Genomic DNA, 19,169 nt, shown 5'->3' with positions numbered 1-19,169 from the left:
AGCGAGGAAGGGGTGGCGGATCCGGCCGCAGGCCCGTGCGCGCTTCGGGAATAGCTCGGACCCGATCCTGCTTTCATCAGTTGATTGAGTGTTCAACTACTGAGAGAGTGGTCATCGTGCAGTTCGGGATCTTCACCGTCGGAGACGTCACCGTCGACCCCACCACCGGCCGGGAGCCCACCGAGCACGAGCGGATCAAGGCGATGGTGGCGATCGCGCTCAAGGCCGAGGAGGTCGGCCTGGACGTGTTCGCGACCGGTGAGCACCACAACCCGCCGTTCGTGCCCTCGTCGCCGACCACGCTGCTCGGCTACGTCGCCGCCCGGACCGAGCGGATCATCCTCTCCACGTCCACCACGCTGATCACCACCAACGACCCGGTGAAGATCGCCGAGGACTACGCGATGCTCCAGCACCTGGCCGACGGGCGGGTGGACCTGATGATGGGTCGCGGCAACACCGGGCCGGTCTACCCGTGGTTCGGCCAGGACATCCGCCAGGGCATCCCGCTGGCGATCGAGAACTACGCGCTCCTGCACGAGCTGTGGCGCAACGACGTGGTGGACTGGGAGGGCCGGTTCCGGACCCCGCTCCAGGGCTTCACCTCGACCCCGCGACCGCTGGACGGCGTCCCGCCGTTCGTGTGGCACGGCTCGATCCGCAGCCCCGAGATCGCCGAACAGGCCGCCTACTACGGTGACGGATTCTTCGCCAACAACATCTTCTGGCCCCGCGACCACTTCGTCCGGCTGATCAACCTCTACCGCGACCGCTTCGAGCACTACGGCCACGGTACGCGCGAGCAGGCCATCGTCGGGGTCGGCGGCCAGGTGTTCATGCGCCGGAACTCGCAGGACGCGGTACGCGAGTTCCGCCCCTACTTCGACAACGCGCCGGTGTACGGCCACGGTCCGTCGCTGGAGGAGTTCACCGACCAGACGCCGCTGACCGTGGGCAGCCCGCAGGAGGTCATCGACAAGACGCTGACCTTCCGCGACTCGTTCGGCGACTACCAGCGTCAGCTCTTCCTGATGGACCACGCGGGACTCCCGCTGAAGACCGTGCTGGAACAGCTCGACCTGCTCGGCGAGGAGGTACTGCCGGTGTTGCGCCGGGAGTTCGCCGCCCGACGCGCGGCCGACGTGCCGGCCGGTCCGACCCACGCGGCACTGGTCGCCCGGCGGGACGAGGCGGCGGCGCAGGTCGCGGCCGGCGAGAGCGCGCCGGCGCTCTGACCGGTCCCACCCATCACCGGACATCCGGCGCAACGACAGAGAAGGGAACAGGGATCACCATGGCGCAACCGGTCAAGCTGGTGGTCGTCTCGGCCGGGCTGGGCAAACCCTCGTCCACCCGCATGCTCGGCGACCGACTGGCCGAGGCGACCAGGCGGCAGTCGGTCGATCGGGGCGTCGAGGTCGACGTGCACACGGTCGAACTACGCGACGTCGCGGTGGACATCGCGCACAACCTGATCACCGGCTTCCCGCCGCCGGGGCTGCGCGCGGCGATCGACACGGTCACCCGGGCGGACGCCCTGATCGCGGTCACGCCGATCTTCACCGCGTCCTACAGCGGGCTGTTCAAGTCGTTCTTCGACGTGTTGGACAACACCGCGCTGACCGGGAAGCCGGTGCTGATCGCGGCGACCGGCGGCACCGCACGCCACTCGCTGGCCCTGGAGCACGCGCTGCGCCCGCTGTTCGCCTACCTGCGGGCCGCGGTCGTACCGACCTCGGTCTACGCGGCGACGGAGGACTGGGGCACGTCGGCGGGTGCCGGCGACGACCTGGCCGCGCGGATCGCCCGCGCGGGTGGCGAACTCGCCGACCTCGCGGCGGGGTTGCCGCAGGCCGCGGCCGGGCCCGACCCGGTCGAGGAAGTGGTGCCGTTCGCCGAGCAGTTGGCCGCGCTGCGACGCGGATGAGCCCGCCCGGGGCCGAAGATGTGCTTCGGCCCCGGGTCCGGCGGTCAGTTCTCCCGCGCTCGGTCTTCCTTCGCCTGTTCCAGTCGCGACTGGAGTCTGCGCATCCCGGCCAGCCAACGATCCGGGTCGGCGGCCCGGCCCGCGTACATCCGGGCCACCTCGGGGTGCGGCAGGACCAGGAACGGGGCGTTGCCCGTGATCGCCTCGGCGACCACCTCGGCGACCTCCGCCGCACTGATCGCCCCGTCGTCCAGGAGCAGCCGGGCCGCCTCGCCGGACGCGCCCATCAGCGCGGTGCGCACCCCCAGCGGGCAGACCGCCTGCACGGTGATGCCCTTGGCGCCGTAGGTGATCGACATCCACTCGGCGAACGCGTAGGCCGCGTGCTTGGTGACCGAGTACGCCGCCGCGTCCAGCATGGTGAGCAGGCCCGCGGCGGAGACCGTGGTGACCAGGTGGCCGCGCCCCCGGGCCAGCCAGGCCGGGGTGAGCAGCCGGGCGGCGCGTACGTGCGCCATCACGTTGACGTCCCACGAGCGGTCCCAGGACTGCTCCGAGGCGTCCAGGCCGCTGCCCTCGCCGATTCCGGCGTTGGCGCAGTAGATGTCGATCTCGCCGCCGAGCGCCTTGCGGGCGCCGGTGACCAGCGCCGCGACACCCTCCTCGCCGGCCGCGTCGCCGGGCAGCGCGATGCCGTCGATCTCGGCGGCGACGGCACGGCACGCGTCCGGATCCAGGTCGTTGACCACCACCCGGGCGCCGTCGGCGGCGAAGCGCCGGGCCAGCGCCGCGCCGATCCCGGCGCCGGAGCCGGTGATCACCACGCCGGCGCCGGCGAGCGCGGTCATCAGACGCCGCCGGACAGGCTCACGCCGCCGTCGACCAGCAGCGTCTGACCGGTGATCCAGCTCGCCTGCTCGGACAGCAGGAACGCCACCGCGCCGGCCACGTCCTCGGGCACGCCGAGCCGGGCCAGCGGATACGCCGCCGCGACCTCGTCCTCGCGGCCCTCGTACAGCGCGTTCGCGAAGACCGTCTTGACCACGGCCGGCGCCACCGCGTTCACCCTTACCCGCGGGCCGAGTTCGCTCGCGAGCTGGGCGGTCAGGTGGGTCAGCGCGGCCTTGCTGACGCCGTAGAAGCCGATCCCGTGGGCGGGCCGCTCGCCGGCCAGCGAGGAGACGTTGACGATCGCGCCGCCGTGCTCGCCCAACCACGCCTTGTGCACACGCTGGGTCCAGGCGAGCGCGGCTAGCAGGTTGACCTCCAGGATCTTGCGCCCGGCGTCGAGGTCGAGTTCCACCAGCGGGCCGTACACCGGGTTGATGCCGGCGTTGTTGACCAGCATGTCGATCCGGCCGAACGCCTCCATGGTCGCGGTCACCGCCGCGTCCTGGTGGGCCGGGTCGTGCGCCTTTCCGGCGACGCCGATCGCGTGTTCGGGGCCGCCGAGTGAGGCGACCACCTCGGCGAGTGTGTCCGCGCCGCGCGCGGTCACGCAGACCCGGTCGCCGCGTGCGACCAGGGCCTGGGCGATGCCCAGGCCGATGCCTCGGCTGGCGCCGGTGACGATGGCTACGGGACGGGACGCGTCACTCACTGGGCGGCTGCCTCTCGGTAGGACTTGAGCTCGCGCTGGGCGAGCGAACGGCGGTGTACCTCGTCCGGCCCGTCGGCCAGCCGCAGTGTGCGGGCGTGCGTCCACAACGACGCGAGCACGAAGTCCTGGGACAGGCCGCCGGCGCCGTGCGCCTGGATGGCCTTGTCCAGGATCCATTCGACGGTGAGCGGCGTGGCGATCTTGATCGACTGGATCTCCCGGTGCGCGCCGCGGTTGCCGACGGTGTCCATCAGCCACGCGGTCTTGAGCACGAGCAGGCGCAACTGCTCGATGCGCACCCGGGATTCGGCGATCCACTCCTGGATCACGCCCTGGTCGGCGAGCGGTCCGCCGAACGCCTCGCGGGCGACCACTCGGCGGCACATCAGCTCCAGGCCGCGTTCGGCCATCCCGATCAGCCGCATGCAGTGGTGGATCCGGCCGGGGCCCAGCCGGGCCTGCGCGATGGCGAAGCCGTCGCCGGCGTTGCCGACCAGGTTCGCGGCGGGCACCCGTACGTTGTCGAAGACCACCTCGGCGTGCCCGCCGTGCGGCCCGTCGGTGTAGCCGAAGACGTGCATGCCGCGGCGGATCCGCACGCCCGGGGTGTCGCGCGGCACCAGGATCATGCTCTGCCGGCGGTGGCGCGGCGCGTCCGGGTCGGTCTTGCCCATCACGACCAGGATCTCGCACGTGGGCGCCATCGCGCCGGAGGACCACCACTTGCGGCCGTCGATCACGTACTCGTCGCCGTCGCGCACGATGCGCGTGGTGATGTTGGTGGCGTCGGAGGAGGCGACGTCGGGCTCGGTCATGCAGAACGCCGAGCGGATGGTGCCTTCCAGGAGCGGCTTCAGCCATTGCTCCTGCTGCTCGGGCGTGCCGAAGTCGTGCAACAGCTCCATGTTGCCGGTGTCCGGCGCGGCGCAGTTGAGCGCCTCCGGGCCCAGGTGCGGACTGCGGCCGGCGATCTCGGCCAGCGGCGCGTACTGGAGGTTGCTCAGCCCCGCGCCCTCGGCGCCCGGCAGGAACAGATTCCACAGGCCGCGCTTGCGGGCTTCGACCTTGAGCTCCTCGATCACCGGCGGCCGGCCCCACGGATCGGCACCCGGCTCGGCCACCTGTTCGGTGAACACGGCTTCGGCGGGGTACACGTGCTCGGCCATGAACGCGAGCAGCCGCTCGCGCAGTTCCTCGGTCCGTGCGTCGTAGCTGAAGTCCACCGGCGCCTGCCTCTCCCTGGTCGCGGACGGCGCGGACGTTTCGTGGCCGTAGGGTGCGCGAAAACGTACCGTGCGCAAAATACGGTACCGACCGGTCGGTATCTTGGCTAGGGTAGCGTCGAACGCTCCCTCGAAAGGTTGGACATCATGGCGGCTAGAGGTCGCGGCAACGCGGCACCGGTTGGGTCCGAGGCCGAGGTCGACGGGGCGCCCCTGCCCCAGCGACTGTTGCGGATCGCCTCACGGATGTTCGCCGAGCGGGGCTTCGAGAGCACCTCGGTCCAGGAGATCGTGGCCGCCGCCGGCGTCACCAAGGGCGCGATGTACCACTATTACGCGTCCAAGGACGACCTCCTGGTGGAGATCTACCACCGGGTGCTCGCGATGCAGACCGAGCGGCTGAACACCATCGCGGACGGCTCCGAGCCGGTCGTGGACCGCCTGCGCGAGGCGGCGGCGGATGTCGTGGTCACCACGCTGGGCAACATCGACGACGCCGTCGTCTACTTCCGCTCGATGCATCTGCTCGCGCCGGACAAGCGCAACGAGATCCGGGCCGAGCGGCGGCGCTACCACGACCGCTTCCGCTCGCTGATCGAACAGGGCCAGCACGAGGGCCTGTTGCGCGCGGACGTGTCGGCCGACATCGCCACCCACAACTTCTTCGGCGGCGTCCACCACCTCAACAGCTGGTATCAGCTCGACGGCCCGATGTCGCCGCGACAGGTCGGCGACGCGTTCGCCGACCTGCTGCTGCATGGGCTGGCCCCGGCGGCGGGAGCGCGGTAGCAGGCCGTCTCGGCGGCGGAATTCGCTCGCGTGGGACCGTGTGTGGCGTCGAGAATCGACCATGCTGACTGACCATTGGCCCGTGTTCGGGCTGCGAGTGACCACGCCCCGACTGGAACTGCGTACGGCGAGCCAGGACGACCTGGTAGAGCTGGTGGAACTGGCCGCGCGCGGCATCCACGCGCCCGACCGGATGCCCTTCAGCGAGCCGTGGACACGTCAGCCGCAACCGATGTTCGCCCGCAACGGCCTCAAGCACTACTGGGCCACCTGGGCGAACTGGCAGCCGGAGAACTGGCGACTGCTCCTCGCGGTCGTCCACGACGGCGTGATCATCGGTACCCAGGACTGCGGCGCCAAGGACTTCGCCCGTCGGCGCGAGGTCTCCTCCGGATCGTGGCTGGGACAGGCCCACCAGGGGCGCGGCTTCGGCACCGAAATGCGGGCCGCGATCCTGGAGTTGGCCTTCGCCGGCCTCGGCGCACACTGGGCCGTCTCGTCCGCCTTCCCGGACAACGCCCCCTCCCTCGCGGTGTCGCGACGCCTGGGTTACGCCGACGACGGCCTCGACGTCCTGCACAACGAGGACAACACCCCGCGCCCACTGCAACGCCTGCGCCTGACGAGGGACGCCTGGCTCGAACACCGCACGATCCCGGCCGAGATCGAGGGACTGGCGGCGTGCCGCGACATGTTCGGCGCGTGAGGGAAACGAGCCGAGTCCGGGCCGGTGACCGGACGCCGGGGAATCACATTATGGCGGGTATGTAGTCGATTACAGGGCAATTCTGCTGGCCGAAAATGCAGCCTTGACGCGTTCGAGTATGGATGACTTAATCAATTAACTTCAATCTGCGATTGGGTTTTCCATGCGAAGAATTGCCGTATTGCTGGCGGCTTCCCTGATAGGACTGGCGGGGGCAATCGTCCCGGCTTCGGCTCAGGCGAACGAAGAATCCACCAAGACGATCACCCTGGGCGGGGAGAGGTTCGTCGTCCCCAAGAGTGCCGACCGGGACGGTGGGGCGAGGGTCAAGGTCCCCGCCGAGACCTTGTCCAAGATGCGGCGAGAGGCCGCTCCGGCAGGGTCGGCCCGCAGTGCCGACGGTGGCACCCTGTGGTACCGCGCACTGAGCCGGAGCAATACGCAGGTCTGGGGGGACTGGAAACTCTCCAATGATGTGCTAAATCCCGGTTATGTGGGGAATGCAGGCAATAACGACCCCATCGTCGCCGTTCAGTTTCTGTGGTACCAGCATCCGCCGTTCGGCTACAACCTGGGACTCCGAGGTCATTGGAGCGATTTCGGCTATGGGTCGATATTTCCCCTCAGCTTCGACGACAATAATGCAGACGCCTCGGTAGTCATGTATACCCCGCTTTTGCAGCCTTTGGAGGAGCTGGCCTTCTTCAACTCCGGACCGAACTCGGTCGTGGCAGCCGGCCACATACAAGATGTCGGCTGGCAAGGGGGCACCTATTTCCAGCCCGAATCGGGGTATCCGTGGGGGTGGCCGTGGGTCGGCGCCTACTGGATCGGTAGCACCGGTCAGGCACGCTGGATCGAAGCCTTCTGGGTCGACACCGTCTGAAGGCCCTCATCGAGAGAACCGCCGACGCTCCCTGTGCCACGAGAATTTCGAGGCACGGGGAGCGGAGGGCGGGTGAGCCGGGCCTCGCCAACGCCGCCGCCCGGATCGGCGCCGACCGCATCGACATCGACCTCGTCAACGACGACCGGGCAACCCGCGCCATCCTCAAGGCCGAACACACCGCCCCCGAATGGATGCGCTACCACGGCACGTCCCGCCGAGTCGTCGCGGACCTGATCTCGCGCGAACGCCGCAGGCCGACGCAACTACTGGCTCTCGCCGACCGATTGCGTATCGCGTAGAACGCGGGTGCGGTCAGGGCCGGGTCAGTCGCGGAGTGCGTCGGTCAGTGCCGTCCAGGATGCCGCGCCGATCGTCAGGTGTCCGATGCTCGGGTCCTTCGAGTCGCGTATCGGGACGATGCCCGAGAGATCACTGCGGACCTCGACGCATTCGCCTTGATCCGCGTTGCTGTACGTGCTTTTGCGCCACGTCGTGACGTTTGCGCCTCGGGGTCCTGGCATGATTCCAACTCCTTGATGGCTGCCTGGATCATCGCTGCCGACTCTCTAGGGGAAAGAGCGTAGGCGCGTAGACGATCGTACGTCGCTTGATGGTCTGCGACGGTAGTGGGATCTTCGTGCAATTGTCCGGCGTGGCTGCCTTCGCGATATGCGACGGGCTCACTGTCCGGCAGCGTCAGCAGTGTCAGGGAACCGCCCAACTGCGGATGGGCTTCGGAGCTGAACGGTAGGACCTGGATCGTGCCGTACTGCGTGTCCATCCGGGGCAACAGCACTTCGAGTTGGGCGCGCATGACGGCCGGGCCACCAATCTGACGACTGATGGCCGCTTGGTCAAGGATGGCGCCGTACTGTGGTGGGTGCTCCCGGGTGAAGATGCGTTGCCGATTCATGCGCGCGATCACACGTCGTTCGATCTCGGCGTCTGATGCCCCGGGTTCGCCTCCGACGAACTGCGCCCGAGCGTAGTCCGGAATCTGCAACAGCCCGGGCACAGTGGCCCCGGCGTACTGCCAGATCCTGGTCGCTGCCGCCGTAAGCGCAATGATCGCGCGGTAGCGACTGGGGAATTGGTCGTGCTCCACCATCTGGTAGAGCCGCACGAACAACCCGTCCGTCTCGAACGCGATATCCAGTTTTGCCGGCATGTCCGGTGGGATGGTGCTCTCACCGGTCTCGTATCGAGACATCGCGGCTTTGCTGTAGCCCAGGATCGACGCGCATGCCGTCAGTGACATGCCCACGCCGTTGCGCTTGACCCGAATCTCGCGCCCGAACATCTGACGTGGCGAGCCCTGAGGTTCGAGGTCTTTCTGCTGATATCGCACGGGTGTTCCCCCTTCCGTTCCACCGCAAATCGGTAACGGTGCCGAGATGCACAGGCTAGCTCTCCCGACCCATGATGGGGACGTAGAGCGACAGACTGTGTACGGAACGGAGAGGCAACTCCCTTGCTCAAAACGTCGCAGGTCGAAGGATGGGGCCGCGACGGGCGTAGGGAGTGGGGCTCAACTTTGGCGAGTCGCCCCACTCCCCGCGTGCCTCACAGAAAGGACACGTGCCCACGATGACATATCAATTCGGGTGGACTCAACGCGGTTCGGTACCTGTGCCGGTGGTGGATCGCGACTGGCAGGACGAGCGGTTGAGCCTGCTGGTTCGGGAGTGGGTCGGCGGGGCGGAAGCCGATAGTGCTGCGTTCATCCCACCCCGGAGGCCGCGAGTTCGGTCGTACCTTCGTTTGTTGTGGACCTGGCGGTTGTCGGTTCGGTTCCGCGTGGTGCGCTCGGGGGGACGGAACGTTCGATGACCACTCGGCAGCGGGCTTCGGGGAGTACGCAGGAGGATCTCGATCGGGGGTGGGCGTTCTTCGAGCGCTATCGGCATGCGTGGTGTCGCGACGCGTATTCGGGGCGCGAGGGTGTGCTTATGGACGTGCGGGGGCGGCAGGTTCACCTCCGGCTGCGCAGTGGGATCGAATTCGCTTGCCGGGTTGGGGATTTGGTCATTCTTCGGCCGCCTACGCCGATTCTGTACCGGAGCGTGAGATACGTCGGCGGGGAAGACGCGACCCTTCGGCCGGACGGCACGCTCGCGGAGTTGTGCGCTGTGGACCAGGGCATGTTGGCGACGGTGCGACCGCCGGTCGGCGCCGAGTGGTTCGCGTTGTTGTCCGATCTGGAGCGCGTCGGCTGCCTGTTGGGCGCCGTGGCCGATTGGTCGGAGCCTCCGTTTCCGCTCGACGAAGAGGAGGGGTAATGACGGCGATACCGATGCCGCCACCGACCGACAACGACCCGACACCCACCGACTCGGAAGGCACGACGATGGCGGACCATGCCAAAGACGACAAGGACGGCGACGCCAAGACCCCCCAGCGGCAGTGCGATGGCCGGTGGGACAGGCCCGTGCCGCCCAAAGACAAGGACAAGGACCAGGACAAGGAGAAGGACCAGTGAGCGCCTCGGTCGACTGGGACGCCGTGTTCGCGGCGACGCCCCGGCGCTCGTACGTCCCGGCGGTGGTGTGGAGGAGCGACGACGCCCGGATCGACCGGGACGTCGATCCCGAGGCGTGGGCGGAGGTCGTGGCGGCCGACATCCCGCTTGTCACCCAAGTGGATGACGGCATGCCGGGCGGGAGCCTGATCCCGACGTCGTCGGCGTCGCAACCCTCGCTCGTGCGGCTCATGCTCGAACAACTCGACGTCGACCCGGATCACGAGATTCTCGAAATCGGGACCGGTACCGGGTGGTCCACCGCGTTGTTGGCCACCGCGCTCACGGCCGGTCGGGTGACCTCGGTCGAAGTGGATCCCCTCGTGGCGATCCAGGCGCAGGAGTCCCTGCGTGCCGCCGATTCGAGGCCGACCCTGATCGTCGGCGACGGGTTGCGCGGGTACCAGGAGGGCGCTCCCTACGATCGCCTCATCGCCGCCATGGCGGTGCGGAACGTGCCCTACGCGTGGGTGGAACAGGTCCGGCCCGGAGGGGTGATTCTTACGCCCTGGGGCACGGCCTTCCACAACTCCGGGCTCCTGCGTCTGGTCGTCGCGGGCGACGGCACGGCGTCGGGCCGGTTCGTGGGAAACGTCAACTTCATGTGGGCCCGGTCGCAGCGACCGAGGTTCGAGGCCCGGCGTTTCGTGGGCGACGTGATCGCGGACCCGAACGCGGGCAGGATCCGCCACACGACGACCGATCCGCGCCCCCTTCAGGAGGAGCACGCGGACTTCGCGATCGGCCTTCGGCTGCCCGATGTCGAGCAACGCACGTTCTTCGGATCGGGCGCGCGGGCCGGGGAGTTCACCACGTGGTACGTCGACGGGGAGTCCTGGGCAGCCGTCGACTACGTACCGGACGCCCGCGTGTTCGAGGTCAACGAGGGCGGGCCGCGTGACCTGTGGCGGGAGATCGAGGCCGCCTACCAAGCGTGGCGGGCGCGGGGTGAACCCCCACGCGAGCAGCACGGCGTCACGGTGACCGGCGATGGCCAGTGGACGTGGCACGCCGGACCGCGCGGTCGCGTGGACCGCGCGGCGTCGGCTCGCTGAGAGGCTCCCCGGAGGACCGCAGGAGCAGCCCCGACTCTCGAAGTCACGCGGTGTCGGGGCTGTTCCGACCTCGGCGTCGGCCCCGGTGCGTCGGCGCGACGGCTGACGGCTGACGGCTGACGGCTGACGGCTGACGGCTCCACGCGAAACGGCCCGGGCCGTCCGTCCCTCCCGCTCCGCCCACCGTCGCCCGCCCCGATCTCGTCCGTCGCGCCGCGCCGTTACCGTCCGCCCCCAACCGCCCGCCCCCAACCGCTCACAGCGTGCGGGTCGGTGGCATCCCCGAGTACCCCGACGCCGGTGTCCTGACGGCCAGGATCTGGTTCACGCCGATGCGGTTCTGTTCGAAGGCCAGGGCCGAGGCGGCCATGTAGAGGCGCCAGACGCGGGCCCGGCCGGGTGAGGTGAGCCGGGCCGGGCGGTCGCCGGCGGCCTCCAGGTTGGCCACCCAGGCGCGGAGCGTGGTCGCGTAGTGTTCGCGCAGCGCGTGTACGTCCCGGACCTCGAAGCCCGCCTCCTCCAGGACCGACACCGTGCTGCCCACCGGGGCCAGTTCGCCGTCCGGGAAGACGTAGCGGTCGATGAACTCGTCGACGTGGTAGGCCGCTTCGTTCGGTGCCGGCCGGCGGGCGATCTGATGGTTGAGCAACCGGCCGCCGGAGTCCAGGAGTTCGTAGAGGATGTCGGCGTACTCGCGGTAGCCGGTCCGGCCCACATGTTCGGCCATGCCGATCGAGGAGATCGCGTCGTAGGGGCCGTCGGCGTGTTCGCGGTAGTCCTGGATCCGGATCTCGACCCGACCGGTCAGGCCCGCCTCGGAGACGCGTTTGCGGGCCAGTTCGGCCTGTTCGTAGGAGAGGGTGATGCCGACCACCTGGACGCCGTAGTGCTCGGCGGCGTGCAGCGCCATCGAGCCCCACCCGCAACCCACGTCCAGCAGACGCATGCCGGGGCCCAGGGCCAGCTTGCGGCAGACCAGGTCGAGCTTGGCCCGCTGGGCGTCCTCCAGCGTCGCGTCGGGGCGGTCCCAGTAGGCGCACGAGTAGACCATCGAGGGGCCCAGGATCAGCGCGTAGAAGTCGTTGCCGACGTCGTAGTGATACCGGATCGCCTCCTGGTCACGGCGCAGGCTGTGCAGGATGCCCCGGCGGCGGCGGACCTCCTCGGCGGGCGCCGGCGGCGGCACCGGCAGCCCGGTCAGCGCGAGCGCCGCGCCCATCGGCCGCAGCGCGTCCAGTGCGGCCCGCACCGCCGGCCGGCCCGGCTCGGAGCGTGCCGCGACCGCCCCGGTCGGTGTGGTGCTCCCGGTCGGCGGTTCGCGGTGCAGGGCGATGCCGACCATCCGGTCGAGCGCGTCGTAGAGGTCGCCGTCCACGTCCAGGTCGCCGGACACCCAACCGCGGGCGAAGCCCAGCTCGCCCGGTTTCCACAACAGTCGGCGCAGCGCGCGTCGATTGCGCACGACCAGGGCCGGACCGTCGGGCGGCCCCGCCTCGCTGCCGTCCCAGGCCCGGATCCTGATCGGTGTGGGGCGGCCGAGTACCTGCCCGGCCAGCGTGGCCAGGCGGTCGGCGGTGTGCGGCATGCCGGATTCCTCCGCGGTGTGGATCCCGGGCTCCCGAGCCGGGACGACACCGGTTCGCCTACCCCACCGGGCCCGGACCGCGAACGGAATTGCTCCGTCCGAGGCGGTGATCCGCCCCGGACGGAGCATGGTGTGCGGGGCCGGCCCCGGTCACGTCACCGTCGAGCCGCGTCACAACACCTTGGACAGGAACGCCTTGGTGCGCTCGTGTTGCGGGTTGCCGAGCACTTCGCGCGGCACGCCGGCCTCGACCACGACGCCGTCGTCCATGAACACCAGCGAGTCGCCGACCTCGCGGGCGAAGCCCATCTCGTGGGTGACCACGATCATCGTCATGCCGTCCCGGGCGAGGTCGCGCATCACGTCCAGCACCTCGCCGACCAGTTCGGGGTCGAGCGCCGAGGTCGGCTCGTCGAACAACATCAGCTTGGGGTCCATCGCCAGTGCCCGGGCGATGGCCACCCGCTGCTGCTGGCCGCCGGAGAGCTGGGCGGGGTAGGCGCTCGCCTTGTCGGCCAGCCCGACCCGGGCCAGGAGTTGGTGCGCGCGCTCCCGGGCGGCGGGCTTGGCGATGCCCTTGACCTGGGTGGGCGCCTCCATGATGTTCTCCGCGGCGGTCATGTGCGGGAACAGGTTGAACCGCTGGAACACCATGCCGATGTCGCGTCGTTTGAGCGCGACCTCGCTGTCCCGGAGTTCGTAGAGCTTGCCGTCCTTCTCCCGGTAGCCGACGAGTTCGCCGTCGACCCACAACCGCCCGGCGTTGATCTTCTCCAGGTGGTTGATACAGCGCAGGAAGGTGGACTTGCCGGAACCCGAGGGGCCGACGATGCACATCACCTCGCCCGCGCCCACCTCCAGGTCGATGCCCTTGAGCACCTCCAGGAAGCCGAACGACTTGCAGACGTCCTGGGCCTTGACCATCGGTTGCCGCCCGGCGAAGGCCGGTTCGGGCGCGTTCTTCTCGAAACTGGTCGTCATCGGATCTCGACCCCCGGACGCCGGGTGGGGAACAGGTTGGCCCGGATGCGCTGGAGCGGCGTGGGCGGCAGCGCCCGGCTGGCCCCGCGCGAGAAGTATCGCTCCAGGTAGTACTGGCCGATGCTGAAGACCGTGGTGAGCAGCAGGTACCAGAAACAGGCCGCGAAGAGCAGCTCCATCACGGCGAGGTTGTTGGTGTACACGTCCTTGGCCTTCTGCAGTACCTCGGGGTAGACCACCGCGCTGGCCAGCGAGGACGTCTTGAGCATGTTGATGAACTCGTTGCCGGTCGGCGGCACGATCACCCGCATCGCCTGCGGCAGCACGATCCGCCACAGGGTGCGGCCCTTGGACATGCCGAGCGCGTGCGCGGCCTCGGTCTGTCCCTCGTCGACGGACTGGATGCCCGAGCGCACGATCTCGGCCATGTACGCGCCCTCGTTGATGCCCAGACCGAGGAAGGCCGCCATGAACGGGGTGATCACGTCGTTGGTGTTGCTGCCGAACATGGTCGGGAAGACCAGCGCGAGGTTGCCCCAGATGAGCAACTGGACCAGGACCGGCGTGCCGCGGAAGAACCAGATGTAGACCGAGGAGACGGTCGAGGTGACCGGGTTGCCGGACAGCCGCATGATCGCCGCGACGATGCCCAGGAGCAGGCCGAGCGCCATCGAGGCGAGGCTGATCAGGAGCGTGTTGCCGGCGCCCTTCATGATCTGGTCGTCGAACAGGTACTTGCCGGTCATGCTCCATTGGATCTTCGCGGTCGCGAACGCGTTGATCAGGAGGCCGACCAGGACCAGGACCACGACGGCGGCGACCCAACGCCCGTAGTGCGGCACCGGGATCGCTTTGATGTGTTCCCGCTTGGCCGGCTGCTTGTCGGCGGCGGGGGTGTCGGGCGTGGTCACGGGAAGGTGACCTCCTCTTGGAGCACGAGTGCGGGGGCTGGCGCGGGTGGACCGATGGCACGGTCCGCCGGGTCCGACCCCGCCGGGAGGGCGGGGCCGGACCCCGGGATCAGGAGGTGCCGCCGTTGATGGTGACCTCGGTGACGGCGCCGGCCTCGACCTTCCAGTTGCCCAGGATCTTGGCGTACTCGCCGTTCTTGATCAGGGCCTCCAGAGCGGACTTGAGCGCCTGCTGGAGCTGCTGGTTGTCCTTGCCGACACCGATGCCGTACAGGCCGGCGTCGACCTGCTCGCCGGTGACCTCGAAGTCCTTGCCGTCACCGGAGGTCTGCGCGTTGTAGGCGGCGACCGGGAAGTCGTTGAGGTCGGCGACCGAGGCGCCGGTCTTGAGCTTGAGCAGGGCCTCGCCGTCGTGCTCGTACTTCTGGATCGTGATCGCGCCCTTGCCCGCCTCCTCGCACTTCTTGGACTGGGCGATCGCGACGTCCTCGTTGGTCGTCGCCTGCTGCAGCGCGACGGTCTTGCCGCACAGGTCGTCGAGGGTCTTGATGTTCTGCGGGTTGCCCTTCTGCACCAGGATCGAGGTACCGGCGCGGAAGTAGTCCACGAACGCCAGCCCCTGGCCCTGGCGTTCCTTCTTGTCGGTCATCGCGGACATGACCATGTCGAAGCGCTTGGAGGTGATCCCGGTGATCAGCGAGTCGAACTGCGAGTTCTTGTACTCGTACTTGACGCCGAGTTGCTTGCTGAGCGCGGCGGCCAGCTCGGGGTCGACGCCGACCGCCTTGCCGTCCTTCATGAACTCGATCGGCGCGTACGCGATCTCCGAGCCGATCTTGAGCTTGCCGGACTTCTGCACGTCGGGCGGGAGCATCTTGAAGAACGGCGCGTTCTCGTCCTTCTTGCCGAGTGCGCTGTCGCCGCCGTCGTCCCCACAGCCGGTCAAGAGCATGGAGCCCGCGATCAAGGTTGCGGCGCAGGCGATCAGGCGGCGGTGGGTAAGGCGTCCGCTCATGTGCGGGTTCCTCCAGGTATGCGGGGACAACAGGGGGGCCGGCACGGCTCGGGCTGGCTCACGTTGCCCGATCTGCGGGCGGTTTGGGCCAAACCGGGATCGAGCTATGGGCATGAATGATTTCCTGGTGCTCTGAACTGGACAATGGGACAGATTGTTAAATACGAAGATCCAATTTGACAGATTGTCAAGCAGGGGTCAGTTTATTTCATCCGATCAGGTGCTTTTATAGGACATACCGAAACGGCTCTGGTCGGCCACGGTCTACGCGCATTGGCGTGATGCCCGGCGGACCCGGTGGACCCGGCGGGCTCCGGATCGGGCGATGCCGGTACCCCGGCGCAGCAGCAGGGCCACGTCGATCGCGGCGACGGCGATCGCGGCGGCGAACGGGACCCGGGGCCGCCGACCGCCGAGCAGCGCACCCGCACCGGTCAGGGCGCCGGCGCCGATCAGGGCGAGTCGACCGGCTTGGTCCGGGCGGCCGTACGCGAGCAGCGCGGTGGCGCCGAGCAGCGGCAGCGGGGCGAGCGTGCGGATGCCGGCCGGCCCGAGTCGGTGCGGCAGGCCGCGTACGCCGGTCGCCCGGTCGCCCGCCAGGTCCGGCAGCGCGTCGGCCAGATGCGCCCCGCAGCCCAGCAGCGCGCCGGCGCCGACCACCCACCACGTGGGCCCGGGCCGTCCGGGCAGCCCGAACGCGACGAACGCCGGCAGGCCGGCGAAGCCGACCGCGTAGGGCACCCAGGACCAGGCGGTGCCCTTGACCCCGAGGTTGTAGGCCCACGCGGCGCCCACCCCGACCAGATGCGCGGTGCCCGCCGCCGGCCCCGACGCGAAGGACAGCGGCAGGCACACCACGAGCGCGGACCGGGCGGCCAGGGCCACCCGTTCGGCCCCGACCAGCCCGGCCACCACCGGCTTGCCGGTCCGCCCGGCGGATCGATCGCGGGCGGCGTCCACCGCGTCGTTGCACCAGCCGACCGACAACTGCCCGCTGAGCACCGCCGCGCCGACCAGCACGCAACCCCCGGCGTCCCGGCCCGCGGCGGCGGCCAGGGTCGTCACCAGGGCCGTGACGGCGACGGTCGGGCCCGGATGGCAGGCGAGCAGGAGACCGACGAGCGGGGCGTGTTCGTGCGGACGGGTGGTGATCACGGTCGAGTGGCTCGACGTTGCGGCTTCGCTCACGTGGGGGACCTTTCCGGGAGGGTCGGGCGCGGGACCGGCGCATGCGGGCCACGAGCGCGGGCAAACGACGTGGGTTCGCTGTTCCCGCTGGGCACTGTTCCAGCGTTCCCCAACGCCGGCGGTTCCGATCGCCGCCCTCCGCCGTCCGGTTTTCTCGTTCCTTCATCCCGTGGGGGTTCGTCGTGACCCGCATCGCCGCCGTCCGTGGTGCCCTGCCGCCGCACCGTTACCCACAAGCCGAGATCACCGAGGCGTTCGCGGCGCTGTGCCTGCCGACCGGCGCCGATCGCCGGGTCCTGGACCGGCTGCACGCGAGTGCTCGGGTGGACACCCGCCACCTGGCCCTGCCCCTGGACCACTACGCCAAGCTGGACGACTTCGGCGCGGCCAACGACGCCTACCTGGAGGTCGCGGTCGACCTCGCGGCCGAGGCGATCGAGTCCGCACTCGGCGCGGCCGGACTGAGCGCGCGCGACGTGGACCTGATCGTGTTCACCACGGTGACCGGGCTCGCGGTGCCCTCGATCGACGCCCGCCTGGTCGGCCGGCTCGGCCTGCGCCCCGACGTCAAGCGACTGCCGGTCTTCGGCCTCGGCTGCGTCGCCGGCGCCGCCGGGATCGCCCGGGTACACGACTACCTGCGCGGCTGGCCCGAGCACGTCGCGCTGCTGGTCTCGGTCGAGTTGTGCTCGCTCACCGTGCAACGCGCCGACGCCTCGATCGCCAACCTGGTCGCGGGTGCGCTGTTCGGCGACGGCGCGGCGGCGGTGGTCGCCTGCGGGGACGCGCGCACCGGCCCGGGACGCGGCCCCAGGGTGGTGGCCGGCCGCAGTCGGATGTATCCGGACTCGGCGCGGGTGATGGGCTGGGACGTGGGCGGCTCCGGCTTTCGGATCGTGCTCGGCGCGAACGTGCCCGACGTGGTCCACGAGTATCTGGCCGGCGACGTGCGCTCCTTCCTCGCCGAACACGAACTGACCACGGCCGACATCACCGCGTGGGTATGCCACCCGGGCGGCCCCAAGGTGCTCGAAGCCGTCGCCGAGACGCTCGAACTCCCGGCCGGCGCACTGGACCTGACCTGGCGTTCGCTGGCCGCGACGGGAAACCTGTCGTCCACCTCGGTGCTGCACGTGCTGCGCGACACGATGGCCGCCCGACCGGAGCCCGGCACCCCGGGCCTGATGATCGCGATGGGCCCGGGGTTCTGCTCCGAACTCGTCCTGGTGGAGTGGTAGGTCGCGATGTACTGGTACTTCGCCCTGGTCGGCCTGGTCGCCCTCGAACGGCTCGCCGAGTTGGTGGTGGCCCGGCGCAACCTGGCCTGGAGCCTGGCCCGGGGCGGTGTGGTCAGCGGAGGGCGGCACTACCCGCCGATGGTCGTGCTGCACGTCGGCCTGTTGGCCGCGTGTGTGCTCGAAGTGTGGCTCGGCGATCGGCCGTTCGTGCCGTGGTTCGGGTGGACCATGGTCGCCCTCGTGCTCGCCGCGCAGGCGCTGCGCTGGTGGTGCATCACCGCGCTCGGGCCGCACTGGAACACCCGGGTGGTGGTGGTGCCGGGGCTGCCGTTGGTACGCGGCGGGCCGTATCGATCGACCTGGCTGCGGCACCCGAACTACCTCGCCGTCGCGGTCGAGGGCCTGGCGCTGCCCCTCGTGCACGGCGCGTGGGTCACCGCGTTCGTGTTCACCGGCCTCAACGCCGCGCTGATGGTGGTCCGGATCCGCTGCGAGTCCGCCGCGCTGTCGGCGGCGACCGCGTGATCGACCTGCTCGTGGCGGGCGGCGGACCGGCCGGCCTGGCCACCGCGATCCACGGTGCGCTCGCCGGGCTGCGGGTGGTCGTGGTGGAGCCGCGGCCGGCGCCGGTGGACAAGGCGTGCGGCGAGGGGCTGATGCCCACGGGCGTGACCGCGCTCGCCCGGCTGGGCGTCGTGCCCGCCGGGCGGCCGTTGGCCGGGATCCGATACCTGGACGACCGGCACGCGGTCGAGGCCCGGTTCCGGGTCGGGCCGGGCCTGGGCGTGCGCCGCACCACGCTGCACGCCGCACTGTACGAACGGGCGTCGGCGCTCGGGGTCGAACACCGGGTCGGGCGGGTCGGCGACGTGCGGCAGGACGCGCACGGGGTGGCCGCCGCCGGCCTCACCGCACACTGGCTGGTAGCGGCGGACGGCCTGCACTCGCCGATCCGGGCCGCGCTCGGACCCACCGTGCCGGATCGACGCGCTCGGCGGTACGGGCTGCGCCGGCACTTCGAGGTCGCCCCGTGGACCGACTTCGTCGAGGTGCACTGGTCGCCGCACGGCGAGGCGTACGTGACGCCGGTCGGGCCGGATCTGGTCGGCGTCGCGGTGCTGGGTCCGCGCGGGCGGCCCTACCACGAGCACCTGGCCGCGTTCCCCACGCTGCGCGCCAGGCTGGCGGGCGCGGCGGCCGGCGACGTACGCGGTGCGGGGCCGCTGCGCCGCCGGGTCCGCACCCGGGTCGCGGGCCGCGTCCTGCTGGTCGGCGACGCGGCGGGCTACACCGACGCGCTCACCGGAGAGGGCATCGCGCTGGCCCTGGCCTCGGCCCAAGCCCTGGTCGCCGCCCTCGTCGCGGGCCGCCCCGAGCGCTACGAAGCCGACTGGCGTCGGTTGTCCCGCCGCCACCGCATCCTCACCGAAACCCTCCTCACCGCCCGCTCCCGCCCACGAACGGCCCGCCTGATCGTCCCCACGGCCCACCACCTACCGGCGGCCTTCGGCACGATCGTCAACGCGCTGGCCTAGCCCGTCCCG

At 70.1% G+C, this 19,169-nt stretch carries 20 protein-coding genes and 1 pseudogene; 11 read left to right on the top strand and 10 right to left on the bottom strand.

Annotation, left to right across the window (positions count from 1 at the left end):
- Positions 1 to 116: 116 nt before the first annotated feature.
- Positions 117 to 1,235 (top strand): LLM class flavin-dependent oxidoreductase, encoded by a 1,119-nt coding sequence (locus ABZ374_RS21445; RefSeq protein WP_360313333.1) that lies wholly within the window; start codon positions 117 to 119, stop codon positions 1,233 to 1,235.
- A 59-nt stretch (positions 1,236 to 1,294) separates the two neighbouring features.
- Complete coding sequence (locus tag ABZ374_RS21440) at positions 1,295 to 1,927, top strand: FMN reductase (protein ID WP_360313331.1); 633 nt, start codon at positions 1,295 to 1,297, stop codon at positions 1,925 to 1,927.
- A 44-nt stretch (positions 1,928 to 1,971) separates the two neighbouring features.
- Here the strand turns inward: ABZ374_RS21440 and ABZ374_RS21435 are convergent, their stop codons facing one another.
- The 3 genes from ABZ374_RS21435 to ABZ374_RS21425 are packed head-to-tail and all read right to left on the bottom strand — an operon-like array spanning position 1,972 to position 4,750.
- Positions 1,972 to 2,775, bottom strand: coding sequence for an SDR family oxidoreductase (locus tag ABZ374_RS21435; protein WP_360313329.1), 804 nt, complete (start codon positions 2,773 to 2,775; stop codon positions 1,972 to 1,974).
- Positions 2,775 to 3,527 (bottom strand): SDR family oxidoreductase, encoded by a 753-nt coding sequence (locus ABZ374_RS21430; RefSeq protein WP_360313327.1) that lies wholly within the window; start codon positions 3,525 to 3,527, stop codon positions 2,775 to 2,777. The genes ABZ374_RS21435 and ABZ374_RS21430 overlap by 1 nt, the downstream gene beginning before the upstream one ends.
- A complete protein-coding gene (locus ABZ374_RS21425; RefSeq protein ID WP_360313325.1) occupies positions 3,524 to 4,750 on the bottom strand; it encodes an acyl-CoA dehydrogenase family protein in 1,227 nt (408 codons plus the stop codon). The genes ABZ374_RS21430 and ABZ374_RS21425 overlap by 4 nt, the downstream gene beginning before the upstream one ends.
- A gap of 147 nt (positions 4,751 to 4,897) precedes the next feature.
- On the opposite strand from ABZ374_RS21425, the gene ABZ374_RS21420 reads away from it, so the two are divergent.
- The 3 genes from ABZ374_RS21420 to ABZ374_RS21410 all read left to right on the top strand — a co-directional run bounded on the left by ABZ374_RS21420 (position 4,898) and on the right by ABZ374_RS21410 (position 7,131).
- Positions 4,898 to 5,539, top strand: coding sequence for a TetR/AcrR family transcriptional regulator (locus tag ABZ374_RS21420; RefSeq protein ID WP_360313323.1), 642 nt, complete (start codon positions 4,898 to 4,900; stop codon positions 5,537 to 5,539).
- An 82-nt stretch (positions 5,540 to 5,621) separates the two neighbouring features.
- Entirely contained in the window at positions 5,622 to 6,245 is a 624-nt protein-coding gene (locus tag ABZ374_RS21415; RefSeq protein ID WP_360313321.1) for a GNAT family N-acetyltransferase, read from the top strand.
- A 163-nt stretch (positions 6,246 to 6,408) separates the two neighbouring features.
- A complete protein-coding gene (locus ABZ374_RS21410) occupies positions 6,409 to 7,131 on the top strand; it encodes a hypothetical protein (protein WP_360313319.1) in 723 nt (240 codons plus the stop codon).
- 326 nt (positions 7,132 to 7,457) lie between these two features.
- Here ABZ374_RS21410 and ABZ374_RS21405 read toward each other — a convergent pair whose 3' ends face one another.
- Both ABZ374_RS21405 and ABZ374_RS21400 read right to left on the bottom strand, forming a co-directional pair.
- Entirely contained in the window at positions 7,458 to 7,655 is a 198-nt protein-coding gene (locus ABZ374_RS21405; protein ID WP_360313317.1) for a DUF397 domain-containing protein, read from the bottom strand.
- Positions 7,656 to 7,690: 35 nt separating this feature from the next.
- A pseudogene (locus ABZ374_RS21400) lies at positions 7,691 to 8,242 on the bottom strand (DUF5753 domain-containing protein); the annotation flags it as partial.
- Between the two features lie 955 nt (positions 8,243 to 9,197).
- Here ABZ374_RS21400 and ABZ374_RS21395 point away from each other — a divergent pair.
- Genes ABZ374_RS21395 through ABZ374_RS21385 form a run of 3 tightly spaced genes read left to right on the top strand, consistent with a single transcriptional unit; the run spans position 9,198 to position 10,707 of the window.
- Positions 9,198 to 9,413 (top strand): hypothetical protein, encoded by a 216-nt coding sequence (locus ABZ374_RS21395; RefSeq protein WP_360313315.1) that lies wholly within the window; start codon positions 9,198 to 9,200, stop codon positions 9,411 to 9,413.
- Positions 9,413 to 9,613, top strand: a complete 201-nt coding sequence (locus ABZ374_RS21390) for a hypothetical protein (RefSeq protein ID WP_360313313.1) — start codon at positions 9,413 to 9,415, stop codon at positions 9,611 to 9,613. The genes ABZ374_RS21395 and ABZ374_RS21390 overlap by 1 nt, the downstream gene beginning before the upstream one ends.
- A complete protein-coding gene (locus ABZ374_RS21385) occupies positions 9,610 to 10,707 on the top strand; it encodes a methyltransferase domain-containing protein (RefSeq protein WP_360313311.1) in 1,098 nt (365 codons plus the stop codon). The genes ABZ374_RS21390 and ABZ374_RS21385 overlap by 4 nt, the downstream gene beginning before the upstream one ends.
- Before the next feature lie 256 nt (positions 10,708 to 10,963).
- On the opposite strand, the gene ABZ374_RS21380 is transcribed toward ABZ374_RS21385, so the two are convergent.
- The 5 genes from ABZ374_RS21380 to ABZ374_RS21360 all read right to left on the bottom strand — a co-directional run bounded on the left by ABZ374_RS21380 (position 10,964) and on the right by ABZ374_RS21360 (position 16,387).
- The gene (locus tag ABZ374_RS21380; RefSeq protein ID WP_360313309.1) at positions 10,964 to 12,292 is read right to left on the bottom strand and encodes a cyclopropane-fatty-acyl-phospholipid synthase family protein; all 1,329 of its coding nucleotides are present in this window, start codon (positions 12,290 to 12,292) and stop codon (positions 10,964 to 10,966) included.
- A 171-nt stretch (positions 12,293 to 12,463) separates the two neighbouring features.
- Positions 12,464 to 13,216: an amino acid ABC transporter ATP-binding protein gene (locus ABZ374_RS21375; RefSeq protein ID WP_360313442.1), complete on the bottom strand. Its 753-nt coding sequence runs from the start codon at positions 13,214 to 13,216 to the stop codon at positions 12,464 to 12,466.
- 53 nt (positions 13,217 to 13,269) lie between these two features.
- On the bottom strand, positions 13,270 to 14,184 hold the full coding sequence (locus ABZ374_RS21370) for an amino acid ABC transporter permease (RefSeq protein WP_360313307.1): 915 nt from the start codon (positions 14,182 to 14,184) through the stop codon (positions 13,270 to 13,272).
- A 109-nt stretch (positions 14,185 to 14,293) separates the two neighbouring features.
- Positions 14,294 to 15,199: an ABC transporter substrate-binding protein gene (locus tag ABZ374_RS21365; protein WP_360313305.1), complete on the bottom strand. Its 906-nt coding sequence runs from the start codon at positions 15,197 to 15,199 to the stop codon at positions 14,294 to 14,296.
- A 264-nt stretch (positions 15,200 to 15,463) separates the two neighbouring features.
- The gene (locus ABZ374_RS21360) at positions 15,464 to 16,387 is read right to left on the bottom strand and encodes a UbiA family prenyltransferase (protein WP_360313303.1); all 924 of its coding nucleotides are present in this window, start codon (positions 16,385 to 16,387) and stop codon (positions 15,464 to 15,466) included.
- Positions 16,388 to 16,569: 182 nt separating this feature from the next.
- On the opposite strand from ABZ374_RS21360, the gene ABZ374_RS21355 reads away from it, so the two are divergent.
- The 3 genes from ABZ374_RS21355 to ABZ374_RS21345 are packed head-to-tail and all read left to right on the top strand — an operon-like array spanning position 16,570 to position 19,160.
- Positions 16,570 to 17,625 carry a 3-oxoacyl-[acyl-carrier-protein] synthase III C-terminal domain-containing protein gene (locus ABZ374_RS21355; protein WP_360313301.1) on the top strand — a complete coding sequence of 352 codons (1,056 nt, stop codon included), beginning with the start codon at positions 16,570 to 16,572 and terminating at the stop codon, positions 17,623 to 17,625.
- A gap of 6 nt (positions 17,626 to 17,631) precedes the next feature.
- Entirely contained in the window at positions 17,632 to 18,150 is a 519-nt protein-coding gene (locus ABZ374_RS21350; protein WP_360313299.1) for an isoprenylcysteine carboxylmethyltransferase family protein, read from the top strand.
- Positions 18,147 to 19,160 (top strand): NAD(P)/FAD-dependent oxidoreductase, encoded by a 1,014-nt coding sequence (locus ABZ374_RS21345; protein WP_360313297.1) that lies wholly within the window; start codon positions 18,147 to 18,149, stop codon positions 19,158 to 19,160. The genes ABZ374_RS21350 and ABZ374_RS21345 overlap by 4 nt, the downstream gene beginning before the upstream one ends.
- The last annotated feature ends 9 nt before the right edge of the window (positions 19,161 to 19,169 follow it).

The sequence above is a fragment of the Embleya sp. NPDC005971 genome (genome assembly GCF_040629175.1).
Lineage (GTDB): Bacteria > Actinomycetota > Actinomycetes > Streptomycetales > Streptomycetaceae > Embleya.
The sequence above is the reverse complement of the archived record's forward strand: the minus strand, read 5'-3'. Positions and strand labels throughout refer to the sequence as shown.